Raw genomic sequence first — 24,337 nt, 5'->3', positions numbered from 1 at the left:
GTATCACCCAGCCTGATAATGTTTGCTCCGGCCGGTCAGGGCACTTAAGCTTTGCCCCCTGAACTGGCCGGGTGTTCCGTGCTCCGGCTTTGCCTAGACTCCATGATTGAGGTTTTACCATGCGCGAAGTGGTTATCGTAGACAGTGTTCGTACCGGCCTGGCCAAGTCCTTCCGCGGCAAATTCAATATCACCCGTCCGGATGACATGGCGGCGCATTGCGTCAATGCCTTGCTGCAGCGCACCGGTATCGACCCCATGCTGGTCGATGACTGCATCGTCGGTGCCGGCTCCAATGAAGGCGCCCAGGGTTACAACATCGGCCGTAACGTCGCGGTTCTGTCTGGACTGGGTATTCATGCGGCGGGTATGACCCTCAACCGGTTCTGCTCGTCCGGTCTGCAATCCATTGCCATTGCGGCCAACCAGATTGCCTCGGGTTGTTCCGATGCCATCGTTGCCGGTGGGGTCGAGTCCATTACCTTGACGGCCAAGAGCCGCAATACCGACCACCTGTACAACCCCATCCTGCAGGAGCAACTGCCGGGTATCTACTACCCCATGGGTCAGACTGCAGAGGTGGTTGCCCGTCGTTACAATGTGACCCGGGAAATGCAGGATGCCTACTCCCTGCAGAGCCAGCAGCGCACGGCCCGTGCTCAGGCTGCAGGTCTGTTCAACGATGAAATCGTGCCGATGGCGGTCAAGTATCAGGTGCAGGACAAGAACACCGGTGAAGTCAGCATTGTCGAAGGCGTGGTTGATGCCGACGACTGCAATCGTCCGGATACCACGCTGGAAGCCTTGTCCAGCCTCAAGCCGGTTTTTGCTGAAGATGGTTCTGTAACCGCGGGTAATGCGTCGCAACTGTCTGACGGTGCCTCCATGACACTGGTCATGAGTCTCGACAAGGCGCTGGAACTGGGTCTCAAGCCGCTGGCTTACTTCCGTGGTTTCACCGTAGCGGGTTGCCAGCCGGATGAAATGGGTATTGGCCCGGTTTACTCGGTGCCCAAGCTGCTTGCAGCGCGTGGTCTGAGCGTGTCCGACATCGACCTGTGGGAGCTGAATGAAGCCTTCGCTTCCCAGTGTCTGTATGCCCGTGACTACCTCGGTATCGATAACGAGAAGTACAATGTCAATGGCGGCTCGATCTCCATTGGTCACCCCTTTGGCATGACCGGCTCACGCCAGGTCGGTCACCTGGTCCGCGAGCTGCAGCGTCGCCAGTTGCGCTACGGCATCGTCACCATGTGCGTGGGTGGCGGCATGGGCGCAACCGGCTTGTTCGAAACCTACCGCTAAACCCGCGCGGTACTGATTAAGAGCGCTTCACAGTCTGTGAAGCGCTCTTTTTTTTGCATATTCGATGTGCGTTTTGGACCTTACGGCATGCCAGTGTCCGGGGCTTGTGGCACAATACGCCTTTACGTTGGAGCTTTAGAGTGATGGGCAAGGGCAGGAGGGATTCAGGGCATGGCCGGTGAGCTGCGTCGGGTAGCCTTTTTGCTGTGGCCGGGAACCCATCCCGCGAGCATCATGCCTGCGCTCTCTGTCTTGCGTTCAGCCAACCGCATGGCCGAAGCCGATCTGTACCAGGTTGACTGCTTTACCCTTGATGAACATCCTTTGCAAAGTCCTGAGGGCTTGACCCTGCCAGCGCGCGTATGGCCTGAGCAGGTGTCAGGCTATTCACGGCTCTGGCTGGTGGCCGATGCGGCCGCCATACCCGATACCATCAGCAGTGCTCTGGCTCACCAGTGTCGATCCTTGATACGTGAAAATGTCGCCATTGGTGGTCTTGATGCGGGGGTCTTTCCATTGGCGCTGACCGGGCTGCTGGATGGGCGCAAGTGTGCCGTGCATTGGCGTTTGCTCGACGAATTCCGTGAGCGTTTCCCTGCGGTTGTCAGTGGTAATGAGCTGTTTGAGCAGGATGAGGTCTGCCCCAGTAGCAGTGGAGGGCAAGCCAGTCTGGATCTGCTTCTAAGCCTGCTGGCCGAAGAGCAGGATCCTGATCTGGCCGCGCTGGTAGCCGAAGACCTGGTGGTTGAGCGTCTGCGCGATGCCAGTGAAAAGCAGAGGGTGCCGCTGCGCAACCGGCTGGGTAGCACCCACCCGAAGCTGACACAGGCGGTGATTCTGATGGAATCGAATATCGAAGAGCCGCTGACAACCGATGAAATTGCCCGCCATGTCTGTGTTTCGCGACGACAGCTGGAGCGCATCTTCAAGCAGTATCTGAATAGCGTTCCTTCACAGTATTATCTGGAGTTGCGACTCAATCGGGCCCGCCAGATGTTGCTGCAGTCGAGCAAATCGATCATTCAGATCGGTTTGTCCTGCGGTTTTTCATCCGGGCCACATTTTTCCAGTGCGTACCGCAACTGCTTTGGCATGACCCCACGTGAGGATCGCAACCAGCGCCGGGCTCAGCAAGCCATGGATGTCACGGCCAGGTCGGAACACTGAGTTAACAACCCGCACCCACAGGTGCACACAGGAGAGCAGGTAATGTCAGATTCAATGCAGGTTGGCCGGTCGGATTTTGACCGGGTCATGGTGCCCAACTACGCGCCGGTGGATATGATCCCGGTGCGCGGCGAGGGCTCCCGCCTGTGGGATCAGCAAGGCAGAGACTATATCGATCTGGCCGGCGGTATTGCCGTGAATGCGCTGGGACATGCTCATCCGGCATTGATCGAGGCGCTGACCGAGCAGGCTGGCAAACTCTGGCATGTATCCAATGTGCTGACCAACGAGCCGGCCCTGCGGCTGGCTTGCAAGCTGGTTCAGGCAACCTTTGCCGACAAGGTGTTTTTTGCCAACTCCGGTGCTGAAGCCAATGAAGCGGCCTTCAAGCTGGCGCGGCGTTGGGCGCACGAAACTACGGGTCCGGAGAAGCACGAAATCATCGCCTGCACCAATAGCTTCCACGGTCGTACCCTGTTTACCGTCAGTGTCGGTGGGCAGCCGAAATATTCCCAGGGCTTTGGTCCGGCGCTGACCGGCATCAGTCATGTGCCCTACAACGATATTGCTGCGCTTGAGCAGCAGATGTCGGCTCGCACCTGCGCGGTGGTGGTTGAGCCGGTCCAGGGTGAAGGCGGCGTGATTCCTGCTGAACCGGGTTATCTTGAGGCTGTTCGGGCGCTCTGTGACAAGCACGGTGCGCTGCTGATTTTTGATGAGGTGCAGAGTGGTATGGGCCGTACTGGCAAGCTCTTTGCTTATATGCACAGTGCGGTGCAGCCGGACATTCTGACCAGCGCCAAGAGTCTGGGTGGCGGCTTTCCCATTTCCGCCATGCTGACCACTGACCGCTTGGCCAGTCACTTTGGTGTGGGTACCCACGGCAGCACCTATGGCGGCAATCCGCTGGGCTGTGCGGTGGCCGAACGGGTACTGGATATCGTCAACACGCCGACGGTGCTGGCAGGGGTCGAGCAGCGTCATCAACTGCTGGCAGAGGGCTTGTTGGCAATCGCCGAAGACCTGCCCGTATTTGCCTCGGTGCGTGGCCGTGGCTTGTTGATTGGTGCTGTTCTGTCGGAGGCGTGGAAGGGGCAGGCGCGGCAAATTCAGGAGGCGGCGCAGCAGGAAGGTTTGTTGGTGCTGCAGGCCGGGCCGGATGTTATGCGTCTGGCGCCTAGCCTGATCATTCCCGAGGCGGATATTCAGGAAGCGCTGGTGCGGTTGCGTCGGGCGCTGGAAAGACTGGTCAAGTAGGGCGGAGAAAGCCGATGCTGGTGCAACGTCTGAGCAGGATGAGTGATTTGGCCGAGATCGAACGGCTGGCGGCCTCAAGTCCGGTCGGCGTCAGCTCATTGCCAACTGATCCTGCGCGACTGGCCGCCATTGTCGAAATGTCCGAGGCGTCACTGGCGGAAGGCGTCAACTTCAGTGGTGAGGAGCGCTATTTCTTCGTGACTGAAGACTGTCATACCGGGCGTTTGCTCGGCTGCAGCAGTATTGTTGCTTCAGCGGGTTTTCGTGAGCCTTTCTATAGCTTTCGCAATGAGATGTTTGTACATGCCTCGCGTGAGCTCGGTCTGCATAACCGTATTCATGTGTTGTCTCTGTGTCATGATCTGACGGGGCACAGCCTGCTCTCGGGCTTTCATATGCAGCCGGGCTGGCAGGAGCCGGCTGCCATGCACTTGAATGCGCGTGGTCGCCTGCTGTTCATGGCTGCCCACCCGTCGCGCTTTGCCGAGTCCACGGCGGTGGAAATCGTCGGTGTCAGCGATGAGCAGGGCAATGCGCCGTTCTGGGATGCGGTTGGTCGGCATTTCTTTGCCGTCAGTTACAGTGAAGCCGAGCAGATCGGCAGCAGTCGCGGACGCAGTTATCTGGCCGAGCTGATGCCTGGCTATCCGATCTATGTGCCCATGCTGTCGGACTCGGCCCAGGAAGTCATAGGCCAGGTACATCCGGATGTCGACCCGGTTTACGACATTCTTCTGGCTGAAGGTTTTGAGTCCGACAACTACGTCGATATCTTTGACGGTGGACCGGTCATGCATGCCCGCACGGCTGACCTGCATAGCCTTCGCACCAGCCAGATCGCCAGCGTGCAGATAGGTGAGCCGGCTGCATCCGGTCAGCGCTGGCTGGTAGCCAACCAGAAGGTCAGGGATTTTCGTGCCTGCACACTGGTGCTGGATTGGTTGGTCGGTCAGCCGTTGACCTTGAGTCAGCAGATGGCCGATCTGTTGGGTGTTGTCAGTGGCGATCAGGTTCGCCTGGTCGGGGAGGTCTGAGATGCTGGTAAGAGCAGCCAAAGCGCAGGACTTGCAGGCATTGCTTGAGCTGGCGACGGTCGCCGGTGCCGGTCTGACTACCTTGCCGGCCAGTGAAAGTGGGCTGGCGGCGCGCTTGCAGAATGTCGAGCGCAGCTTTCTGGGTCAGGTTGACCGGGCTGATGCCGACTATCTTTTTGTCCTTGAAGACGAGCAGGGCAACGCCATCGGCACCAGTGGCATGCTGGCCTCTGCCGGCATGCGCGAGCCCTGGTACAGCTACCGAATGGGTCTGACCGTGACGGCTAGTCGCGAACTGAATGTCTATCGCCAGCACCCGACGCTGTTTCTGGTCAATGACCTGACCGGCGCTACCGCGCTGTGCTCGTTGTATGTCCCGGCGGGCCACCGGCAGAGTGAAAAGGGCCGGTTGATCGCCAAGGCGCGCTTCATGTTCATGGCCGAGTTTGCCGCTGATTTTTCCCCTCGGGTGATAGTCGAGATGCGTGGCCTGTCTGATGCCGAGGGGCGCTCACCTTTCTGGGACAGTCTGGGGCAGCACTTCTTCCGCATGGACTTTGCCCGTGCCGATTATCTGACCGGCATGGGGAACAAGGCCTTTATCGCCGAGATGATGCCCAAATTCCCCTTGTATGCCTGTCTCCTCAGCCAGGCCGCCAGGGACGCCATAGGCCGGGTTCACCCCGATTCCGAACCGGGTCTGGCCATGGCGCTGGAGGAGGGCATGAGCTATCAGGGTTATATAGATATCTTTGATGGTGGCGCGACTCTGGAAGCCACCTTGTCGCAGATCCGCATAGTGCAGGACAGTCAGGTACTGTTGCTGGCGATTGGCACGCCGGGAGACGAGGCTGAAGACTATCTGATTCACAATCGCGGGCGGCACAACTGCCGAATGATCAGCACGCCGGCCCGTCAGGCTGCCGGGACCCTGGTGGTCTCAGCGGCTTCAGCAGAGCGTCTGGGGTTGCGGGCTGGCACGCCGGTGCGCGCGGTCCCTCTGGTCGGTCGCCTGGCTAAGGGCGACCCCTACGCACAGGTACACACCGGGTAACAGCCTGTTGCTTGGTTGCCCGGGACCGGCTGTCTATACTTTATCTCCTTCTTATTGAACGAGCCGGGGTCTTGCCATGCATCGCGCTTCTCTGTTGACACTGGGTTTGCTGGCATTGGCTTGTGCCGGTCAGGCCAGTTCCGCTGACTGCCCCGCGGTATTGCAGCATCAACTGCCAGCACTGCGCTCCAGTGATCAGATCGACCTGTGTCAGCGTTACGCCGGCAAGCCTCTGGTAGTGGTCAATACCGCCAGTTTCTGCGGTTATACCCCGCAGTTCACGGGTCTGGAGGCGGTCTACCAGCGTTACCGCGAACAGGGTCTGGAAATCCTCGGGGTGCCCTCCAACGACTTTCGTCAGGAAGCGCGTGACAGCGAGGCAATAGCCGATGTCTGCTACGTCAATTACGGCGTCACCTTTGCGATGGCAGAAACTCAGTCGGTTTCCGGCGAGGCGGCGCATCCGCTCTATCAAGAGCTGGCGGCCCAGAGCGGTCAGGCCCCGCGCTGGAATTTTCACAAATACCTGATTGATCGTCAGGGGCGTGTGGTGGCCAGCTTCCCCAGTGAGACCCGTCCGGATGATCCGGCCTTCATTAAGGCGCTTGAAACAGCCCTGTGACTATTGACCCGATAGCTATATTCAGTTCAAGGCATGATGCATGTGGCGTGCCTATGCCTATATAATGCGCCCCTGACCATACCTGCGTGCCTCGCAGGTTGACCCGATTCTGGTAAGGGACCTATGAAAAGCGCAGAGATCCGTGAAGCCTTCCTCCGTTTCTTTGAACAGAAGGGACACACCCGTGTTGCCTCCAGTTCCTTGATTCCGGATAACGACCCGACCCTGCTGTTCACCAATGCCGGCATGAACCAGTTCAAAGACTGCTTCCTTGGCCTGGAAAAGCGTGCCTATACCCGTGCCACCAGTAGCCAGAAATGCGTGCGGGCCGGCGGCAAGCATAATGACCTTGAAAACGTTGGCTACACCGCGCGTCACCACACCTTCTTTGAAATGCTCGGCAATTTCAGCTTCGGTGATTACTTCAAGCGTGACGCCATTCATTACGCTTGGGAGTTCCTGACCTCGGCCATGTGGCTGAACCTGCCGGCCGACAAGCTCTGGGTCACGGTCTATGCCAGTGACGATGAAGCCTATGACATCTGGACCCGCGAAGTGGGCGTTCCGGCCGAGCGTATGGTGCGGATCGGCGACAACAAAGGCGCGCCCTATGCCTCGGACAATTTCTGGGCCATGGGCGATACTGGGCCATGCGGCCCCTGCACCGAAATTTTCTTTGATCACGGCGCCGATATCTGGGGTGGGCCGCCCGGCAGTCCGGAAGAAGACGGTGACCGCTATATCGAGATCTGGAACAACGTGTTCATGCAGTTCAATCGCACAGCCGATGGCGTCATGCATCCTCTGCCGGCGCCCAGCGTCGATACCGGCATGGGCCTGGAACGCATCAGTGCGGTTATGCAGCATGTGCATGCCAACTACGAGATTGACCTGTTCCAGCGACTCCTGGAAGCGGCGGCCGGGGCCATTGGCTGTGCCAATGACGGTGCCGCCTCACTCAAGGTTGTGGCTGACCATATCCGTTCCTGCAGTTTCCTGATTGCCGATGGCGTGCTGCCCTCCAATGAAGGCCGGGGCTATGTGCTGCGCCGGATCATTCGGCGCGCCTGTCGGCATGGCAACAAGCTGGGTGCTGAAGGGGTATTCTTTCACCGCATCGTTGCCGCCCTGGTTGCGGAGATGGGTGAAGCCTTTCCGGAACTGCAGGCGCAGCAGGCACATATCGAGCGCGTATTGAAAGCTGAAGAAGAACAGTTTGCCAAGACTCTGGAGCAGGGCTTGAAAATCCTCGAGCAGGATCTGGCCAGCCTGCAGGGCAGTGAAATTCCCGGCGACCTGGTTTTCAAACTGTACGACACCTATGGCTTCCCCATGGATCTGACCGGTGACATTGCCCGCGAACGGGGTCTGACGCTGGATGAGGCCGGGTTTGAATCGGCCATGGAAGCCCAGCGCGACCGGGCCCGCTCGGCCAGCCAGTTTGGACTGGACTACAACAGTCTGGTCAAGGTCGATGTGGATACCCGTTTCGAGGGCTATACCCAGACAGAGCAGGCCGGCAAGATCATTGCCCTGTTCCGTGAGGGTCAGCCGGTGGATAGTCTGAGCGACGGTGAGCAGGGTGTTGTCGTGTTGGATCAAACGCCTTTTTACGCCGAGTCTGGTGGCCAGGTAGGTGATAACGGCTTTCTTGAAAGTGCCGGTGTGCGTTTTGACGTGCGTGATACCACCAAGGCTGGCGGTGCCCACTTGCACCATGGTGTTGTGGTGCGCGGCAGTCTCTCGGTTGGTACCTCGGTCAAGGCCGTGGTGGATGCCGATGTACGTCAGGCGACCAAACTGAACCACTCCGCGACCCATTTGCTTCACGCAGCGTTGCGCCAGGTTCTTGGTGAGCATGTGTCGCAGAAAGGCTCGCTGGTGGACAGTCAGCGTCTGCGCTTTGACATCAGTCACTTCGAGCCGATCAAGCCGCAACAGCTGCGCGAGCTAGAGGATCTGGTCAACGCCCAGATTCGTCTGAACTCGACTGTGGATGTGGAAGTGACCGATATTGAAACCGCCAAGCGTAAGGGCGCGATGGCCCTGTTTGGCGAGAAGTACGGTAACACCGTGCGTGTGCTGACCATGGGCGGTGGTTTTTCTGTCGAGCTTTGTGGTGGTACCCATGTGGCCCGCACAGGTGACATCGGCCTGTTCCGCATTACCAACGAAACCGGAATTGCATCCGGCGTGCGGCGCATCGAGGCGGTTACCGGTCAGGGTGCGATGGCATTCGTTCGTGATGCCGAGGAGCAATTGCGTCAAGCGGCACAGTTGGTCAAGGGTAGTCGTGAAAACCTGGTCGACAAGCTGGGTGCGTTGGTTGAACGCAGTCGGGTACTGGAGAAGGAACTGGAGCAGCTCAAGGCCAAGGCCGCCAGTGCAGCTGGATCGGATATGGCCTCTGAAGCACTGCAGGTAGGTAGCATGCACGTGCTGGTCAAGCGTCTGGATGGCCTGGATGGCAAGGCCCTGCTGGCGTTGATAGATCAATTGAAGAATAAGCTCGGTTCAGCGGTAGTCTTGCTCGGCGGTGAGTACGAAGGCAAGGTGGTGCTGGTGGCGGGCGTGACCAAGGATGTGACCGGCAGCATCAAGGCTGGTGATCTTATTCGCGACGTTGCCGCTGCGGTGGGCGGTAAAGGCGGCGGTCGCCCGGACATGGCTCAGGGTGGCGGGACTGAAGTTGCCGCCCTGGATGCCGCACTGGCACAGTGTCTGGCCAGGTTGCAGTCGAAGTAAAGAGAACAGCCTTCTGCGGAAGGCTGATGGATCCGTCGGATAACCGATGTCTTGTATGGGAGTTGGTGCACAAAAATGGCACTTATTGTCCAGAAGTTTGGTGGTACCTCGGTTGGCAGCGTAGAGCGCATCGCCCAGGTTGCCGAGAAAATCAAAGGGTTCCGTACCAGGGGGGTTGATCTGGTCGTGGTTGTCTCGGCCATGAGCGGTGAAACTAACCGGCTGATCGAGCTGGCCAAGCAGATTCAGGCTGAGCCCGATCCGCGTGAAATGGATGTGATTCTGTCGACCGGTGAACAGGTCACCATTGGTCTGTTGGCCATGGCCTTGAAGTCCATTGGTGTGCCAGCGGTCTCCTACACCGGCCCGCAGGTGCGCATTGTCACTGACAGTGCGTTTAATAAAGCGCGAATCCAGCAGATTGACGATGTCAAGATTCGTGCTGAACTGAAAGCAGGCAAGGTCGTGATCGTTGCCGGTTTCCAGGGTGTTGACGAGCAGGGCAATATCACCACGTTGGGTCGTGGTGGTTCGGATACTACGGGTGTGGCGCTGGCCGCGGCACTCAAGGCCGATGAGTGTCAGATCTATACCGATGTGGATGGCGTCTACACCACCGATCCGCGCGTGGTACAGAGTGCCCGCCGACTGGACAAGATCACCTTCGAAGAAATGCTTGAGATGGCCAGTCTGGGCTCCAAGGTTTTGCAGATTCGTTCGGTCGAATTCGCCGGCAAGTACAATGTGCCGCTGCGGGTTCTGCACAGTTTCAAAGAGGGTCCAGGTACCCTCATTACCCTTGAGGAAGGTGCTTCAATGGAACAACCCGTTATCTCCGGCATTGCCTTCAACCGTGACGAGGCCAAGCTGACTATCCGCGGTGTGCCGGATACTCCCGGCGTGGCATTCAAGATTCTCGGTCCTATTAGTGCCGCGAATATTGAAGTCGACATGATCGTGCAGAACGTCTCGCGGGATAACACCACGGACTTCACCTTCACCGTACACCGCAACGATTACCGCCGGGCGGAAGAAATTCTGCGCAATGTAGCCGAGACTATCGGCGCGCGCGAAGTGGCGGGTGACAACAAGATTGCCAAGGTGTCGATCGTCGGCGTTGGCATGCGTTCGCATGCAGGCGTTGCCAGCAAGATGTTCGAAGCCCTGTCCAATGATGGGATCAATATCCAGATGATCTCCACCTCGGAGATCAAGATTTCCGTGGTCATCGACGAGAAATACCTCGAGCTGGCCGTTCGTGGCCTGCATACCGCATTTGAACTGGATGCTGACGCACCCAGCGAAGACCATCTTTGAGTGTTGATGGTTGCGTCCTGAGGGCGCAACCAAGGGCACGGTTTCTGGCTGCTGTGCCCGCCTGTTTCAATCGCTGTCGGCTACACTGGAAATGAGCAGGGAGTGTTTCTCCCATGCCGTTGTCATAAGTGTGGAATGGCAGAGGATTGACGGGCAACAAGCCGGTTTTTTTGCAGACAGCTGTGTCCTGATCATAAGCAAGGAGAAATGGAATGCTTATTTTGACTCGACGGGTCGGTGAGACCCTGATGGTCGGTGATGAAGTCACCGTAACCGTGTTAGGTGTTAAGGGTAATCAGGTGCGAATTGGGGTCAATGCCCCCAAGGAAGTGGCTGTTCACCGTGAAGAAATCTATCAGCGCATCCAGAAAGAAAAGGATGACGAACCAAATAGCTAATTTCATTGAATTTTTCATTGCATTAGCGAATGCGCGCAGTTACTATTCTGCGCGTGTTACGGAGAGGTGGCCGAGTGGCTGAAGGCGCTCCCCTGCTAAGGGAGTATACCTCAAAAGGGTATCGCGGGTTCGAATCCCGCCCTCTCCGCCATTTTCAGTATTGTTGGGAATGTCGAGCTTAGTTTCTGAATCAAAAGGAAATAATCGTTTGACAGAGTTTATTCTCTCCCTATAATACGCCCCACAACGCACTCGTAGCTCAGCTGGATAGAGTACTCGGCTACGAACCGAGCGGTCGGAGGTTCGAATCCTCCCGAGTGCGCCATTTAAGAAACCCACTGGTTATCCGGTGGGTTTTTTTTTGCACGCCTGCCGGGCGTCATCAATTAGCCGTCTCAAGCCTGCTAGGCTTATCAGAATTGCCATCAGTACCCCTCTGCCGGGCAGGGCAGATAGCTGGGTGCGCCTGTCAGGGAAATGCGCTTATGTCTGTACCCAACAGAAAGTCTCCGGAAAGCCTGCAGGACAGACTTGAGCAGGTCACCTCCCTGCTGCGTAAGCATGATCCCGATGAGCCGCTGTTACAGGACGAGCAGGGCCACACGCCCGTGTCAGCTCAGTCGTCATTGCACGAGCAGAATCTGAATGAGCTGCAACTGAAGCTGGAGGAACTGCATCCCGCTGATGTGGCTTACATTCTGGAATCCCTGCCATTGGAAGATCGTCTGGCCATCTGGCAACTGGTCAAGTCGGACCGTGATGGCGATATCCTGCTTGAGGTCTCCGATGCGGTTCGCGAGACCTTGATTGCCGATATGGACAGTCAGGAGTTGATCGCGGCTGCGAACAACCTGGATGCCGACGAGCTGGCTGACCTGGCACCCGACCTGCCCCGCGATGTGGTCCGCGAGTTGATGGACACGCTGGATGCGCAGCAGCGCGAGCGGCTCAAATCAGCGCTGTCCTATGCGGACGATCAGGTCGGTGCGCTGATGGATTTTGATATGGTGACCATCCGTGATGACGTCAGTCTGGAGGTGGTCAGTCGTTACCTGCGCCGCTTCGAGATATTGCCTGATCATACGGACAAGCTGTTTGTGGTCGACAACGAGGGGCAGCTGAAGGGTGTGCTGCCAATCAAGAAACTGCTGGTCAGCTCACCGGACGCTCTGGTGGCCGATGTGATGGCGGATGATCCGGTCATATTTGATCCGCATGATGATGCCGGCGTTGCTGCGCAGGCGTTCGAGCGTTATGACCTGGTATCCGCGCCAGTAGTGGATGCCAAGGGCAAGTTGTATGGCCGGCTGACCATCGATGAAATGGTCGACTACATTCGCGAGGAGAGTGAGGCCGAGGTATTGGCCGCGGCCGGTTTGCGCGAGGAAGAGGATATCTTTGCCTCGGTCTGGAAGTCGGTGCGTAACCGCTGGGCCTGGCTGGCGATCAATTTGTGCACGGCCTTGATTGCTTCCCGTGTAATAGGTCTATTCGAGGGATCAATAGAACAGTTGGTAGCGTTGGCTGCTTTGATGCCCATCGTGGCCGGCATTGGTGGCAATTCGGGCAACCAGACCATTACCATGATTGTTCGAGGTATCGCTACGGGGCAGGTGCAGGTTGCCCATGGACGGCGATTACTGCGCAAGGAAGCCGGTGTGGCGCTGATCAACGGTGTGTTCTGGGGAGGGGTGCTGTCATTGGTGGCCTATCTGCTTTATGAGCATATTGCACTATCTATTGTATTGATGGCGGCGATGGTCTTGAACATGCTACTGGCAGCCTTGATGGGTGTATTTATACCCCTCTGCAGAATGCGTCTGGGCCGTGATCCGGCGCTGGGTTCCAGTGTACTGATTACGGCTATAACCGACAGTGGTGGATTCTTTATTTTCCTGGGTTTGGCGACGCTGTTCCTGCTCTAAGTGATGTCGCCTTGTTTGCCAAAAATGTCACATCAGGATACATTAGGCCGGTTTTGCAACGAGCCAAAGTCGTTTCGACGCATGCCGCCGCACAAACTCGTGCAGCTGGTTGGTCAATCACTTTGGTTGAAGATGCCAGAGCGCGCTGATTTGCATGCGCTATAGCTTATAGACTGCGAGAGAAACAATGACTTCATCCGAAATGCTGACAGAAGGCGTAGAACTCATGGTGCTGGGCATGGGCTCGGTATTTGCGTTCCTGATTGCCCTGGTATTTGTCACCAATATCATGTCCTCGGTCTTGACCCGTTTCTTCCCCGAGGCGTTGCCAGCCCCCAAGCCTGCACCAAAGCGGGCAGCTGCAAGCGCCAGCATTGAACCCGAACTGATTGCCGTGATCGGCGCTGCCATCAAGCAGCATCGCGCGCGCCGCAACTGATTCATCGCACCCATAGCTTACCCACTATTAAAATCAGACAGGCCATAACACTATGACCGATACCAAGCAGCAGCCCTTGGGCATTACCGACGTCATTTTGCGCGACGCTCATCAATCCATCCTCGCCACCCGCATGCGTTTAGACGACATGCTGCCGATTGCCGGCAAGCTCGACCAGGTTGGTTTCTGGTCTGTAGAGTCCTGGGGCGGCGCGACCTTTGATGCCTGTATCCGCTACCTGGGTGAGGATCCATGGGAGCGTATTCGTGCGCTGAAAAAAGCCATGCCCAATACCCGTCAGCAAATGCTGCTGCGTGGCCAGAATCTGCTCGGTTATCGTCACTATGCTGATGATGTGGTGGAAAAGTTTGTTGAGCGCGCCGCCGTCAATGGCGTTGATGTATTCCGGGTATTCGACGCGATGAACGACCCGCGCAACCTGGAGACAGCCATCAAGGCCGTCAAGCAGCAGGGCAAGCATGCCCAAGGCACAATTTCCTACACCACCAGCCCGGTTCATACCCTGGAAATGTGGGTAGACCTGGCCAAGCAGATCGAAGACATGGGCGCCGACTCCATCGCGATCAAGGATATGGCCGGTATTCTGACGCCCTACCTGGCCTTTGATCTGGTAACGCGTCTGAAGCAGACCCTGAGCATACCGGTACATATGCAGTGCCATGCTACAGCCGGATTGTCGTCTGTCGCTATCCTCAAGGCTGCAGAAGCCGGTATTGATAACGTTGATACAGCTATTTCATCCATGTCCATGACCTACGGTCATTCGCCGACCGAGTCTGTGGTGGCGATGTTCCAGAACACCCCGCGTGACACCGGGCTGAACCTGGAGCTTCTTGAAGAAGTGGCAGCCTATTTCCGTGAAGTGCGGAAGAAATATGCCAAATTCGAAGGCAACCTTAAAGGCGTCGACTCTCGTATTCTGGTAGCTCAGGTGCCGGGTGGCATGCTGACTAACATGGAAAGTCAGCTGAAAGAGCAGGGTGCGGGTGACAAGTTTGATGCCGTATTGGCCGAAATCCCTCGTGTTCGTGAGGATCTGGGCTTTATCCCTCTGGTTACTCCAACATCGCAGATTGTTGGAACCCAGGCGGTGATCAACGTATTGACTGGTGAGCGCTTCAAGTCCATTACCAAGGAAACTGCCGGTATCCTCAAGGGCGAGTACGGCGCTGCGCCAGCCCCTTTCAACAAGGCTCTGCAAGAGCGCGTTCTGGATGGTGCCGAGCCTATCACGTGCCGTCCTGCCGATCTGCTTGAGCCGGAAATGGCCAAGTTGACGGCCGAGCTTCAGGGTCTGGCCAAGGAAAAGGGTATCAAGCTCGCCACTGATGAAATTGATGACGTGCTGACTTACGCCCTGTTCCCACAGATTGGTCTGAAATTCCTCGAGAACCGTGGTAACCCGGATGCCTTCGAGCCCGTACCCACCGGCAAGGAAGTTCTGTCCAAGTCCGGTGAGCCGGAAGCCTATACAGTGACAGTGAATGGCAAGGATTACGTGGTTCAGGTCGCCGATGGCGGTGACATTAGCGGCATCAAGCAAATTGGCGAAAGCAGTGCTCCGGCGTCCTCGGCGCCGGTAGGTGAGGGTGCGCCACAAACAGCGCCACTGGCTGGCAATATTTTCAAGGTGCTGGTGCAGCCTGGCGAGCAAGTGGAAGAAGGTCAGGTGGTTATCATTCTGGAAGCAATGAAGATGGAAACCGAGGTTTGTGCATTCAAGAGCGGCACCGTTGGTTCAGTCAATATCAAGGTCGGTGATGCAGTTATCGTCGGCGATACCTTGCTGACCATAGGTTAAGGGAGCCCGTTCATGGATAAGCTTGCAGAGTTGTGGCAAACCACGGGTATTTCTCAGATCGAGCCAGGCCAGTTGATCATGATGCTGATTTGTCTGGTGATGATCTATCTGGCTATTCGCAAGGGTTTCGAACCCTTGTTGCTGATTCCGATCGGTTTTGGCGGCATTTTGGCTAACATGCCGGTTGCCGGCATGGCTGAAAGCGGTGGTTTGCTGTACATGTTCTATGAAGTGGGTCTGTTGACCACGGTATTTCCGCTGTTGATCTTCATGGGTGTGGGTGCGATGACCGATTTCGGTCCGATGCTGGCCAACCCGCGCACGCTGCTGCTTGGTGCGGCCGCACAGTTTGGTATCTTTGGTACCTTGCTGGGAGCTTTGGCGCTTACTGCCTGGGGAATTCCGGGCTTTGAGTTCACCATGAAGGAAGCGGCTTCGATTGCCATTATCGGTGGCGCGGATGGTCCGACCTCCATCTATGTGACCAGCCAATTGGCACCTCATCTGCTTGGTCCGATTGCGGTAGCGGCCTATGCCTATATGGCATTGGTTCCTATGCTGCAGCCGCCGATCATGCGCGCACTGACCACCGAGAAGGAGCGGGCCATCACCATGACCCAGTTGCGGGTGGTCAGCAAGACCGAGAAGATCATCTTCCCGATTTTGTTGCTGCTGCTGGTGGCCATGCTGCTGCCATCTGCGGCGCCGCTGGTAGGCATGTTGTGCTTCGGTAATCTGATGCGCGAGAGTGGTGTGGTTGAACGTCTGGCTGATACCGCGCGTAACGCCTTGATCAATATTGTCACTATTGCGCTGGGTCTGGCTGTTGGTTCCAAGCTCAACTCCGAGGCTTTCCTGCAGCTGACCACGCTGGGTATTCTGGTGCTGGGTGCTGTTGCTTTCTGCGGCGGTACGGCTGCGGGCGTGCTGATGGCGAAGTTGATGAACTTGGTCAGCAAGCAGCAGATCAATCCCCTGATTGGCTCAGCTGGCGTGTCAGCCGTACCCATGGCAGCGCGTGTATCGAATAAACTGGGTCTGGAGGCTAATTCGCAGAACTTCCTGTTGATGCATGCCATGGGTCCGAATGTGGCCGGTGTGATTGGCTCTGCGGTGGCTGCCGGTATTCTGCTCAACTTTGTCGGTTGAGCAGTTCCAGTCGCCCTTAAAGCAGCATAAAAAAACCGCTCATTGAGCGGTTTTTTTATGCTTGAAGAGAGAGTTGTGTTTCAGGCGCTTTGCTCTTCACCAGGCAGCAAGGCAAGGAGGGCATTCTGCTGGCGTCGGGACATCTCGCGGAAGCGAAGCAGCAACTCGCGCTCTGGATGCGTCAGGGTATCCAGCTGCTTGTCGTTGAGACTATGTCGAGTGGGATGTTCCGGCAGTGTGGGCAGGTCAAGCAGGCTGTGTTCCAGCCGGGCAATGATCTCCGAGTTCATGCTGCGGTGATGTTGTCTGGCAACTTCAGCGATATGTTCACGCATCCCTTCCGGGAGGCGAACCACGAACTTGTCAGCGGTACGGCTGGTGTAATGTTGGGTTGCAGTTTTCATATGGGCAACATTAATCGCTTGTGAGAATAAAATCGATACTGGCCAATTGAAATCTGCCAGACACCCTGTTTGCCAGTATAGCTTAAGGCATCGCCTAAAGCCTCGTTGATGCGTGACGCGCTCTGTTAGCAAGGCTTAAAGCTAACTTATACTTGGTTTTGTAGCACTTGGGCAGTATATGACGGAATTATGGCTCGTTTTTGTGACGTATTTCCGACAGATGGCGTATTGCAATGATCTGGCTACCGGTTTAACCAAGGTGGTCAAGTAGCGTCCGCATCAGTTATGATTCCGGCGCCTGCAATGCCTACCCCTCTATGAGGGTTTATCGGCTGGCAAGTTCCCTGTGCGCTTGTAGCTCAGCTGGATAGAGCGACCGCCTCCTAAGCGGTAGGTCCCCGGTTCGAATCCGGGCTCGCGCACCATTTTTGCCTAAGCCACTCCGCGCACAGCGCACATCAGAGTGCGCCGAATACCTTTTTCGCCAAGCTGGTCGCTGCTGCTGCCGGGTCGTTTCTGATCTCAGCTTCCTGCTCTGCCATGATCGCAAAAAGGCCATTCAGCGCCTGTTCGGTGACATAGCTTTCTATGCTGACATCCTGAGACTGAATTGCGCCATAGCGCGCGGCCTGTCCTGCAAACTGGTTGTATTGTTGAGCCAGCCCGACCTGTGCTGTCGCTTCGCTGACCACAGGCAGCAGGGCGGTTCGCAGTGCAGGCCTGCTGCTGCTATCCAGATACCGCGTAGCGCTGTCCTGCGGCCCGGACAGGATGCTGCGGGCATCGCTCAGGGTCATGTTCTGAATCGCCTGGACCAGCAAGGTTTGGGCATTGGGTACGGCCGCCTCGGCCGCCAAGTTCATGCTGTTTTCCAACTGCGTGACCTGTGCACCCATGCCCATCATTTTCATGGTTCTTGCTGCAGTTCCCAGGTGCCCCGGAAGACTGATGCGGCGTTGCGGGTCGTTGCTGAAACCTCCGGGCCTGCCGAGCTGTTGCACAGCGCTGTTGGCGCCTTGGATCAATGCGTCCTTGAGCCCGTTACTGGTCTCTTGCTGGGTCAGGTTGGCCAGCGACTGGGATGCGGCAAGCATGGGTGTCAGTAGCAGGCAGGCAAATGCGAGTATCCGAAGCATGAGTCAATCCATAGAATTGTTGATCAAATAACCATAGCACAGCCAGTATGCTTCTGTTTCAGACTGACGAACGGGTGTTGTCGTTAGTGCAGTTCGCGTAACATTGCTGTCCTATTGTTGTTGTTCCTGTAAGACAACAATGCCTTTTAGCTGTGACGGAGTTTGAATGCCCGGAAGTCTGTTTGCCTTTTCTTCGCTGTATTTCGCAACCCTGCTGATGCTGCTGGGTAGCGGTTTGTTGAGTACCTATCTCGGTCTGCGATTGACCGCAGAAGGGGTCAGTGAGATCTGGATTGGTTTGTTGATGAGTGGTTACTACGCGGGTCTGGTGCTGGGTGCTTCCCTTGGTCACAGATTGATAGCACGCGTCGGTCACATTCGTGCTTTTGTCGCCAGTGCTGGGCTGGTTACAGCCTCGGTGCTTGGACATGGTCTCATACCCAGTGTGGAATTCTGGTTGCTCCTGCGCGTGCTGGTGGGTATGGCGATGATGTGTCAGTACATGGTGCTTGAGAGCTGGTTGAATGAGCAGGCCGAAAGCCACCAGCGTGGGATGGTATTTGCCAGCTATATGGCGGTTACCTATCTGGGGCTGGCGTTGGGTCAGGGTGTGTTGATGCTGATGCCTGATCTGGATATTCGCCAATTGCTGTTGGTATCCATGTGTTTTTCCCTGTGCCTCGTGCCCGTTGCACTGACCCGGCGACTGCATCCGGCGCCTCTGCATCCGGCGCCAATGAAAATCCGCCTGTTCCTCAGTCGAATTCCCCAGGCCCTCACTACCGCATTGGTGTCGGGTTTACTGCTTGGTGCTTTCTATGGTTTGGCGCCGGTTTTTGCTACCGGGATGGGACTGGAGAACGCCGACATTGGTGTGTTTATGGCCATAACCATTGTTGCTGGTTTGATCGCGCAGTGGCCAGTCGGCTGGTTATCGGACCGGATGGATCGTAGTCGGATGATTCAGGTCAGTGCCTTGATCTTGGTCGCCGTCATGCTGTTAATTGCGGTTGGCGGTATGACCGGCATTGGCTTGTTGGTACTCACTGCTGTGTTTGGTGTTCTGGCCTTTACTCTGTATCCACTTGCCGTGGCCTTGGCGAATGACCACGTGGATCCGGCAGACCGGGTTGCCCTCTCGGCGATGTTGCTGGTGACCTTTGGTCTTGGCGCCAGCATTGGACCCTTGCTTGGCTCGTTGGTCATGAAGGTGCTGAATGCGAGCATGCTCTATGTCTTCATGGCCTGCTGCAGCTTGATACTGGTAATTAAAGTCAGACCGGAAACGGTCACAGGTGATCACCTGGTAGACGATGCGCCGATACAGTTCATGCCAGCAGCCGGTAACCTGGCCAGTTCACCCTTGGCAGCGGCGCTGGATCCACGGGTTGACGAGGAAATGGTTGAGGAGCATATGCGCGACGAGATGGACCAGTATGCGGTTGTCCAGTCACAAAACGATGAAGATCAGGACGATCACCGTCCTGGATAGCATCAGTCTGGCGGGTTCAGAACAGGTCTTCTTTTTCCAGTCGTCGTGCTTCGCGTTGCAGATGATTGACGAAGCGATCAACCTGACGCTGCGCCAGGGCGCTGATCTGGCGAAAGCGCAAGCCAACCTGGGTTTCGTCTGCACCCTCATCAAATACGGCATGGCGAATCTCGATTTCAACCGCCACCTGGCCGATATCCGGCAGATCAAGTTGACAGGATTCGAATACATCGCCTGGGGTCAGCAGGGTGCGACAGTCTCCTTTGAAGCGACCTTTGCAGCCGGTCGCGGAAATATCGATCATGCTCCCTTCAGCAGACAGCGTCTTTTTGCCATGGACTAGTTGTACGCCTACCACAAGGCTGCGGCGGATCGCTGCGCGATAGGCGCCACGCTTCTGATGGTAGATAAGCTCGGTTGGCAACTTGGCCATGTAAGCGGGCATGTCATCCAGCATGACTTTTTCCAGGCCGGGACAGTCCCAGCGGATATGCACACCCTCACGCCAGGCATCAATGCGCATGGACTCGCCCTGGGTTGCGAAGCGATCACCTTCCCTGGGTATCATTTCATCCAGCCAGATGTGCTTGCTGTCATTATCCAGCTTGATTATGAAGCTTTGAAATTTCTGAGAACGATCAGTAAAAGTGATGCTGAGCTGCTCACGGGCCAGATGCAGGTTACGTAATAGAGAAAAAATCTCTACCGGCGAGTGGACTTCTCGAGGCGCCTGCGGGCCGGCTTCTTGTTCAAATAACCTGGACACTATGCGTTCTCAATCACGGAGCTCTCAACACTGAGAAGGATAAGGGGGGGCTGCCATAAGATGGCATTTTGGCATCCATTCAAGCCTTGCTCAAGCTTCGATTGTTTGAGCCTCGGCTGGTGATGCCTTGACTGTCATAGACATGCTGACTGGACTCGCCTTGATTGCGCAGAAGATCCAGCAGGTGGCCGGTAGCCTGTTGATTGTGTCTGACCAGTCGGGCATTGCGTTCGTTGGCACTGTTGCAGCGCTCGAGTGCATCTTTGAAGGATTGAAACTGCTGTTTGGCGGTGTCACTGGCGTGGGTAAGAACCCATTGCTCCAGATCAGGCCCGGGAAGCATGCCATGTTCCTTGCACAGTCGAGAGATGAGTTGGTCGTGTTCAGTCAGCGTGTTGATCAGAGGGGCCTTTTCGGCCAAAAGAACTTCCAGGCTTGCCATATCCCGGGCAATCAGAAAATCCCTTTCTCTGTCTAGCAGATCAGCAAAGTCCAGACAGTTCTGGCTGGCGTTGGCAAAGAGTTGTTCAAACTGTTCCATCCGGATGCTCCGCTTTAACAGGTTAAGCAAAGTCTCCGGATGGTAATCCGGATTACTCTTCCAGAGCCAGCAGCTTGTCAGCTATTTTGCTGCTGTCAGCCTGGTAGGTACCTTCGCTGATGGCCTGGCGCAATTGGGCGACACGCTCATTGTCAACAACGGGCAGATCGCGCAGGCGTTCTTCAATGGTTTGAATTTGCTGGGCCTGACTGCTGAGTGTTACACCGCCATCACGGGGTGGCGGGGAAGGCGCCTCGGATTGTGCTGTCGCACGCGGGGCTTCCACTGCATCGCGTTTGCCGTTATTTGCACCAGTCTGCGCGCTGCGGCTGGCGCCGTTGCTGCTATTGGATGCGTTGAAGTCGATAACCATTCTGTTTTCCTCAGAACCTGAATGTTTTACTGAACTCTATAACGGCAGGCAGGCCAGAAACTTTAGAAAAAAATAGTGTGAACCAATACACATTTGCTATATGGCTCACAGAGTCTAGTTTACCCCATGTCAGGGGCATTTTCACAGAGCCACTTCTACCTGCCCTGGACCTAGAACCCGGGCCGAGATAACCCGCCCGGAACGGCTGTTGCGCACCCGAATTTGGCTGCCAGTATTCCCGCTTTCCAGCGCTTCACCGGGCATGCGTACGTCTATCTGGCGATTGTTTGCGCTAATGACAACCTTGTCGCCACGCTTGACCACTTCGTCCTGTTCAAGCGCATTGGGTGCCAGCACACTGTCGGCGCCAAGCTGTCGTCTCAGTCGCATGCCGACAACCTGTTGTGGGTCTGTCAAATAGGCATTGCCCAGCAAGCCGACATCACGTTCCAGCATGGCGATATCCTCAGGACTGACGAGACTGTGTCGCGGTAAAGGACGGGTAAGAACGAGAACGGATTGGAACAGGCTGACCTGTGCTGGAACAAACAGGCGCCATCTTACCGCCGGACTCTCGCAGCTGATCCGCACTGTGACCCTTCCGACGGGTTCAGCAGGGCTCTCCAGGCTGGCATTCAGGGATTGTTCAGGGCAGAGCGGTAGGCGTAATCGTGGATCCAGACGATTAACCTGGATCTGATGACGAGCATCACGCCCGCTGTTGGCAAGATAGTCTTGTATTTCCTGCTCAAGAAAGTGCTCTGTCGTGCCGATAAGCTGTTCGATCAGCGGGTTGGCTGAAAGGCCGGCGCAAAAAAATATCGGTAAGACCGCGCACCCTGTGAGAAAACGCATACAATTAACCCTGATGACCTTTGGTTTGGTTTGTCAAAATAATGTCTTTGACAGACGCTTTCCTTAATCAGCAGCAAAATGCGTGCCGCTTTCCCAGCAATCATGAGGAGCTTCCTATGGCTGGCGTAATGGATTCGGTCAACCAGAGAACCCAGTTGGTAGGCCAGAATCGCCTTGAACTCTTGCTTTTCCGGCTTTCCGGTTCGCAGCTTTATGGTATCAACGTTTTCAAGGTCAAGGAGGTGTTGCAATGCCCCAAACTGACCCTGTTGCCGCGCTTGAATCCGGTTGTCCGAGGCGTGGCACACATTCGTGGTGGTACCTTGCCCATAATCGACTTGAACAAGGCAACCGGTGGGCCCGGGCTGGAAGATCTGTCCACGGCCTTTGTGATTATCACTGAGTACAATTACCGGGTTCAGGGCTTTCTGGTACGTTCGGTTGAGCGCATCGTCAACATGAATTGGTCAGAGATCCACCCGCCGCCAAGGGGGACCGGTCGTGACCATTACCTGACGGCCGTCACCCGCGTGGACGACATGATGGTGGAAATCATCGATGTTGAGAAGATCCTCGCTGAGGTTGTACCTACGGTAGAGACCATTTCAGACGGCGTCATTGACCAGCAGACCCAGGTCGAGGCTCAGGCCAGCCGGGTTTTGATCGTTGATGATTCGTCGGTGGCACGCAAGCAGGTCATGCGCTGTTTGCAGGAAGTGGGTGTTGAAGTGGTCGCGCTCAACGATGGCCGGCAGGCTTTGAACTACCTAAAGGACATTGCTGATCGCGGTGAGTCGATTGACAAGCACCTGCTGATGATGGTGTCAGATATCGAGATGCCGGAGATGGATGGCTATACCTTGACCGCAGAGGTGCGCAACGATCCGCGGATTAATGGCCTGCATATTCTCTTGCACACCTCGTTGTCAGGGGTGTTCAATCAAGCCATGGTGAAGAAGGTAGGTGCTGATGACTTTCTTGCTAAATTCAAGCCTGATGAGCTGGCTCAGCGGGTTATCGATCGCATTCATGCACTGCGGATAGCGCCAGATGCTTGAGGCTATAATCAATCTGACAATGGGATGGACTGCGTGACCTCAGCCAACAAGGATTTTCAGGTTTTTCGCGAATTTCTGGAAAAAGCCTGTGGCATTGTGCTCGGGGATAACAAACAGTACCTGGTCGCCAGCCGGCTCAATCGGCTGATGGAGCAGCAAGGTATCGGCAGTCTGGGTGAGTTGGTCACGCGAATTCAGTCGCAACCCCGTGCCGGATTGCGGGAAGCGGTCGTTGACGCCATGACGACCAATGAAACCTTGTGGTTTCGTGACGTTTATCCCTTTGAAGTGCTGAAGACCCGACTTATACCCGAGTTCATCAAAGGCAACCCCGGTCAGCGTTTGCGCATCTGGTCGGCAGCCTGTTCCTCTGGTCAGGAACCCTATTCCCTGAGCATGAGTATTGATGAATTCGAACGTAGTAATCTGGGTCAATTGCGCGGTGGAGCTCAAATAGTGGCTACGGATCTGTCGGGCGGGATTCTGACAGCCGCCAAATCAGCTGAATACGACAGTCTGTCTGTAGCTCGGGGCTTGTCAACGGAGAGGCTGACACGCTATTTCGACCAATCCGGCCCGGGCCGCTGGGTGGTCAAGCAGCCTGTACGCAATCGAGTAGAGTTCAGGGCGCTCAACCTGCTCGACAACTACGCCATGCTTGGCAAGTTCGACATCGTCTTTTGCCGCAATGTACTGATCTACTTTTCCGCTGAACTCAAGCTCGATATCTTGCGCCGCATTCATGCCACCCTCAAACCCGGCGGTTACCTTATGCTGGGCGCGTCTGAAGCCCTCAATGGTCTGCCTGAGCTGTACCAGATGGTGCAGTGCAGTCCTGGCATTGTGTACAAGGCCAAATAGGGGTCTGTCACTTCCTGTTATTAGCGCTACTTCTGCTTTTGCTCTTTGACCGCCATGGGCTTTGCTGGTGGCAGGATAAGAATTGCCGCCTGTTATTCTATTAAATCCACAAGCAATTGAAATTTAATGCTTTTTTATTTTGGCACGCTGATTGCTTTGTAAATCCTCAGAGACAGTTGGTGGCGAGACTTTGCCGCCCTGAGGAGTGGATATGAGCATCAGTTTTGACAAAGCGCTGGGAATACACGAACAAGCCCTGAATTTCCGCGGGCAACGGGCTGCCGTGCTGGCGAACAATATTGCCAATGCCGAAACCCCCAACTACAAGGCACGGGACCTGGACTTTGCCAGTGTACTGGCAGCTCAGAACAGTGAGCAGGGGCAACAGTTTGCCGCCCGGCAAACGCACGCCCGGCATATGAGTACTGACAACTTTGTAGATCAGGCTGCTGGGTTACGCTTCCGCACGCCGCTTCAGCCAGCAGTAGACGGCAACACGGTTGATACTCAACTTGAGCAAGCTGAGTTCGCCAAGAACGCCATAGACCTGCAAGCCAGTTTTACTTTCCTCAATTCAAAGTTCAAAGGGCTGACCAGCGCCTTGAGAGGAGACTAAAC

The 24,337-nt window shown here is 56.1% G+C and carries 23 protein-coding genes and 3 tRNA genes; 20 read left to right on the top strand and 6 right to left on the bottom strand.

The window, feature by feature from the left end:
• Positions 1 to 119: 119 nt before the first annotated feature.
• The 15 genes from AC27HQ_RS08105 to AC27HQ_RS08035 all read left to right on the top strand — a co-directional run bounded on the left by AC27HQ_RS08105 (position 120) and on the right by AC27HQ_RS08035 (position 16,233).
• Positions 120 to 1,304 (top strand): thiolase family protein, encoded by a 1,185-nt coding sequence (locus AC27HQ_RS08105; protein WP_487155644.1) that lies wholly within the window; start codon positions 120 to 122, stop codon positions 1,302 to 1,304.
• Positions 1,305 to 1,475: 171 nt separating this feature from the next.
• Positions 1,476 to 2,471, top strand: a complete 996-nt coding sequence (locus AC27HQ_RS08100; RefSeq protein WP_487155643.1) for a GlxA family transcriptional regulator — start codon at positions 1,476 to 1,478, stop codon at positions 2,469 to 2,471.
• Positions 2,472 to 2,513: 42 nt separating this feature from the next.
• Positions 2,514 to 3,728, top strand: a complete 1,215-nt coding sequence (locus tag AC27HQ_RS08095; protein ID WP_487155642.1) for an aspartate aminotransferase family protein — start codon at positions 2,514 to 2,516, stop codon at positions 3,726 to 3,728.
• Positions 3,729 to 3,742: 14 nt separating this feature from the next.
• Positions 3,743 to 4,762, top strand: coding sequence for an arginine N-succinyltransferase (locus AC27HQ_RS08090; RefSeq protein ID WP_487155641.1), 1,020 nt, complete (start codon positions 3,743 to 3,745; stop codon positions 4,760 to 4,762).
• Position 4,763: 1 nt separating this feature from the next.
• A complete protein-coding gene (astA, locus tag AC27HQ_RS08085; protein WP_487155640.1) occupies positions 4,764 to 5,816 on the top strand; it encodes an arginine N-succinyltransferase in 1,053 nt (350 codons plus the stop codon).
• 76 nt (positions 5,817 to 5,892) lie between these two features.
• Positions 5,893 to 6,438 (top strand): glutathione peroxidase, encoded by a 546-nt coding sequence (locus AC27HQ_RS08080; RefSeq protein ID WP_487155639.1) that lies wholly within the window; start codon positions 5,893 to 5,895, stop codon positions 6,436 to 6,438.
• 123 nt (positions 6,439 to 6,561) lie between these two features.
• Positions 6,562 to 9,183, top strand: a complete 2,622-nt coding sequence (gene alaS / locus AC27HQ_RS08075; protein WP_487155638.1) for an alanine--tRNA ligase — start codon at positions 6,562 to 6,564, stop codon at positions 9,181 to 9,183.
• Between the two features lie 75 nt (positions 9,184 to 9,258).
• Positions 9,259 to 10,500, top strand: coding sequence for an aspartate kinase (locus tag AC27HQ_RS08070; RefSeq protein WP_487155637.1), 1,242 nt, complete (start codon positions 9,259 to 9,261; stop codon positions 10,498 to 10,500).
• Positions 10,501 to 10,712: 212 nt separating this feature from the next.
• The gene (gene csrA, locus AC27HQ_RS08065; protein ID WP_092386879.1) at positions 10,713 to 10,898 is read left to right on the top strand and encodes a carbon storage regulator CsrA; all 186 of its coding nucleotides are present in this window, start codon (positions 10,713 to 10,715) and stop codon (positions 10,896 to 10,898) included.
• 60 nt (positions 10,899 to 10,958) lie between these two features.
• Positions 10,959 to 11,049: transfer RNA gene (locus AC27HQ_RS08060), tRNA-Ser, on the top strand.
• Between the two features lie 97 nt (positions 11,050 to 11,146).
• A tRNA-Arg gene (locus AC27HQ_RS08055) sits at positions 11,147 to 11,223 on the top strand.
• Between the two features lie 160 nt (positions 11,224 to 11,383).
• Entirely contained in the window at positions 11,384 to 12,823 is a 1,440-nt protein-coding gene (gene mgtE / locus AC27HQ_RS08050) for a magnesium transporter (protein ID WP_487155636.1), read from the top strand.
• Positions 12,824 to 13,010: 187 nt separating this feature from the next.
• The gene (locus AC27HQ_RS08045; protein WP_487155635.1) at positions 13,011 to 13,262 is read left to right on the top strand and encodes an OadG family protein; all 252 of its coding nucleotides are present in this window, start codon (positions 13,011 to 13,013) and stop codon (positions 13,260 to 13,262) included.
• A 52-nt stretch (positions 13,263 to 13,314) separates the two neighbouring features.
• On the top strand, positions 13,315 to 15,084 hold the full coding sequence (gene oadA, locus AC27HQ_RS08040; RefSeq protein ID WP_487155634.1) for a sodium-extruding oxaloacetate decarboxylase subunit alpha: 1,770 nt from the start codon (positions 13,315 to 13,317) through the stop codon (positions 15,082 to 15,084).
• A gap of 12 nt (positions 15,085 to 15,096) precedes the next feature.
• The gene (locus tag AC27HQ_RS08035) at positions 15,097 to 16,233 is read left to right on the top strand and encodes a sodium ion-translocating decarboxylase subunit beta (protein ID WP_487155633.1); all 1,137 of its coding nucleotides are present in this window, start codon (positions 15,097 to 15,099) and stop codon (positions 16,231 to 16,233) included.
• A gap of 80 nt (positions 16,234 to 16,313) precedes the next feature.
• On the opposite strand, the gene AC27HQ_RS08030 is transcribed toward AC27HQ_RS08035, so the two are convergent.
• A complete protein-coding gene (locus AC27HQ_RS08030) occupies positions 16,314 to 16,637 on the bottom strand; it encodes an Arc family DNA-binding protein (RefSeq protein WP_487155632.1) in 324 nt (107 codons plus the stop codon).
• A 348-nt stretch (positions 16,638 to 16,985) separates the two neighbouring features.
• On the opposite strand from AC27HQ_RS08030, the gene AC27HQ_RS08025 reads away from it, so the two are divergent.
• Positions 16,986 to 17,062: transfer RNA gene (locus tag AC27HQ_RS08025), tRNA-Arg, on the top strand.
• Positions 17,063 to 17,095: 33 nt separating this feature from the next.
• Here the strand turns inward: AC27HQ_RS08025 and AC27HQ_RS08020 are convergent.
• Positions 17,096 to 17,773 carry a DUF4197 domain-containing protein gene (locus AC27HQ_RS08020; RefSeq protein WP_487155631.1) on the bottom strand — a complete coding sequence of 226 codons (678 nt, stop codon included), beginning with the start codon at positions 17,771 to 17,773 and terminating at the stop codon, positions 17,096 to 17,098.
• A gap of 166 nt (positions 17,774 to 17,939) precedes the next feature.
• Between AC27HQ_RS08020 and AC27HQ_RS08015 the strand changes: the two genes are divergently transcribed.
• A complete protein-coding gene (locus AC27HQ_RS08015; RefSeq protein WP_487155630.1) occupies positions 17,940 to 19,265 on the top strand; it encodes an MFS transporter in 1,326 nt (441 codons plus the stop codon).
• Between the two features lie 16 nt (positions 19,266 to 19,281).
• Here the strand turns inward: AC27HQ_RS08015 and AC27HQ_RS08010 are convergent, their stop codons facing one another.
• The 4 genes from AC27HQ_RS08010 to flgA all read right to left on the bottom strand — a co-directional run bounded on the left by AC27HQ_RS08010 (position 19,282) and on the right by flgA (position 21,800).
• A complete protein-coding gene (locus tag AC27HQ_RS08010; protein ID WP_487155629.1) occupies positions 19,282 to 20,031 on the bottom strand; it encodes a flagellar brake protein in 750 nt (249 codons plus the stop codon).
• Between the two features lie 79 nt (positions 20,032 to 20,110).
• Positions 20,111 to 20,572, bottom strand: a complete 462-nt coding sequence (locus AC27HQ_RS08005; protein ID WP_487155628.1) for a flagella synthesis protein FlgN — start codon at positions 20,570 to 20,572, stop codon at positions 20,111 to 20,113.
• 52 nt (positions 20,573 to 20,624) lie between these two features.
• Positions 20,625 to 20,945 (bottom strand): flagellar biosynthesis anti-sigma factor FlgM, encoded by a 321-nt coding sequence (flgM, locus tag AC27HQ_RS08000; protein WP_487155627.1) that lies wholly within the window; start codon positions 20,943 to 20,945, stop codon positions 20,625 to 20,627.
• Positions 20,946 to 21,086: 141 nt separating this feature from the next.
• The gene (gene flgA, locus AC27HQ_RS07995) at positions 21,087 to 21,800 is read right to left on the bottom strand and encodes a flagellar basal body P-ring formation chaperone FlgA (protein WP_487155626.1); all 714 of its coding nucleotides are present in this window, start codon (positions 21,798 to 21,800) and stop codon (positions 21,087 to 21,089) included.
• Between the two features lie 116 nt (positions 21,801 to 21,916).
• On the opposite strand from flgA, the gene AC27HQ_RS07990 reads away from it, so the two are divergent.
• The 3 genes from AC27HQ_RS07990 (at position 21,917) to flgB (ending at position 24,335) form a co-directional block, all read left to right on the top strand.
• Entirely contained in the window at positions 21,917 to 22,858 is a 942-nt protein-coding gene (locus AC27HQ_RS07990; protein WP_487155625.1) for a chemotaxis protein CheV, read from the top strand.
• Between the two features lie 33 nt (positions 22,859 to 22,891).
• Positions 22,892 to 23,719, top strand: a complete 828-nt coding sequence (locus AC27HQ_RS07985; RefSeq protein WP_487155624.1) for a CheR family methyltransferase — start codon at positions 22,892 to 22,894, stop codon at positions 23,717 to 23,719.
• Between the two features lie 211 nt (positions 23,720 to 23,930).
• Entirely contained in the window at positions 23,931 to 24,335 is a 405-nt protein-coding gene (gene flgB, locus AC27HQ_RS07980; RefSeq protein ID WP_487155623.1) for a flagellar basal body rod protein FlgB, read from the top strand.
• Positions 24,336 to 24,337 lie beyond the last annotated feature (2 nt).

Source organism: Halopseudomonas sp. 4NH20-0008 (assembly GCF_057548395.1).
The sequence above is the reverse complement of the archived record's forward strand: the minus strand, read 5'-3'. Positions and strand labels throughout refer to the sequence as shown.

Coding starts and splice junctions, on each gene's coding strand:
- flgA (WP_487155626.1), bottom strand. CDS start 21,800: ATGCGTTTTCTCACAGGGTGCGCGGTCTTACCGATATTTTTTTGCGCC.
- oadA (WP_487155634.1), top strand. CDS start 13,315: ATGACCGATACCAAGCAGCAGCCCTTGGGCATTACCGACGTCATTTTG.
- AC27HQ_RS08070 (WP_487155637.1), top strand. CDS start 9,259: ATGGCACTTATTGTCCAGAAGTTTGGTGGTACCTCGGTTGGCAGCGTA.
- AC27HQ_RS08105 (WP_487155644.1), top strand. CDS start 120: ATGCGCGAAGTGGTTATCGTAGACAGTGTTCGTACCGGCCTGGCCAAG.
- flgB (WP_487155623.1), top strand. CDS start 23,931: ATGAGCATCAGTTTTGACAAAGCGCTGGGAATACACGAACAAGCCCTG.
- AC27HQ_RS08030 (WP_487155632.1), bottom strand. CDS start 16,637: ATGAAAACTGCAACCCAACATTACACCAGCCGTACCGCTGACAAGTTC.
- flgM (WP_487155627.1), bottom strand. CDS start 20,945: ATGGTTATCGACTTCAACGCATCCAATAGCAGCAACGGCGCCAGCCGC.
- AC27HQ_RS08015 (WP_487155630.1), top strand. CDS start 17,940: ATGCCCGGAAGTCTGTTTGCCTTTTCTTCGCTGTATTTCGCAACCCTG.
- AC27HQ_RS08100 (WP_487155643.1), top strand. CDS start 1,476: ATGGCCGGTGAGCTGCGTCGGGTAGCCTTTTTGCTGTGGCCGGGAACC.
- AC27HQ_RS08090 (WP_487155641.1), top strand. CDS start 3,743: ATGCTGGTGCAACGTCTGAGCAGGATGAGTGATTTGGCCGAGATCGAA.
- AC27HQ_RS08095 (WP_487155642.1), top strand. CDS start 2,514: ATGTCAGATTCAATGCAGGTTGGCCGGTCGGATTTTGACCGGGTCATG.
- AC27HQ_RS08045 (WP_487155635.1), top strand. CDS start 13,011: ATGACTTCATCCGAAATGCTGACAGAAGGCGTAGAACTCATGGTGCTG.
- AC27HQ_RS08080 (WP_487155639.1), top strand. CDS start 5,893: ATGCATCGCGCTTCTCTGTTGACACTGGGTTTGCTGGCATTGGCTTGT.
- AC27HQ_RS08035 (WP_487155633.1), top strand. CDS start 15,097: ATGGATAAGCTTGCAGAGTTGTGGCAAACCACGGGTATTTCTCAGATC.
- mgtE (WP_487155636.1), top strand. CDS start 11,384: ATGTCTGTACCCAACAGAAAGTCTCCGGAAAGCCTGCAGGACAGACTT.
- astA (WP_487155640.1), top strand. CDS start 4,764: ATGCTGGTAAGAGCAGCCAAAGCGCAGGACTTGCAGGCATTGCTTGAG.
- AC27HQ_RS08005 (WP_487155628.1), bottom strand. CDS start 20,572: ATGGAACAGTTTGAACAACTCTTTGCCAACGCCAGCCAGAACTGTCTG.
- csrA (WP_092386879.1), top strand. CDS start 10,713: ATGCTTATTTTGACTCGACGGGTCGGTGAGACCCTGATGGTCGGTGAT.
- alaS (WP_487155638.1), top strand. CDS start 6,562: ATGAAAAGCGCAGAGATCCGTGAAGCCTTCCTCCGTTTCTTTGAACAG.
- AC27HQ_RS08020 (WP_487155631.1), bottom strand. CDS start 17,773: ATGCTTCGGATACTCGCATTTGCCTGCCTGCTACTGACACCCATGCTT.
- AC27HQ_RS07990 (WP_487155625.1), top strand. CDS start 21,917: ATGGCTGGCGTAATGGATTCGGTCAACCAGAGAACCCAGTTGGTAGGC.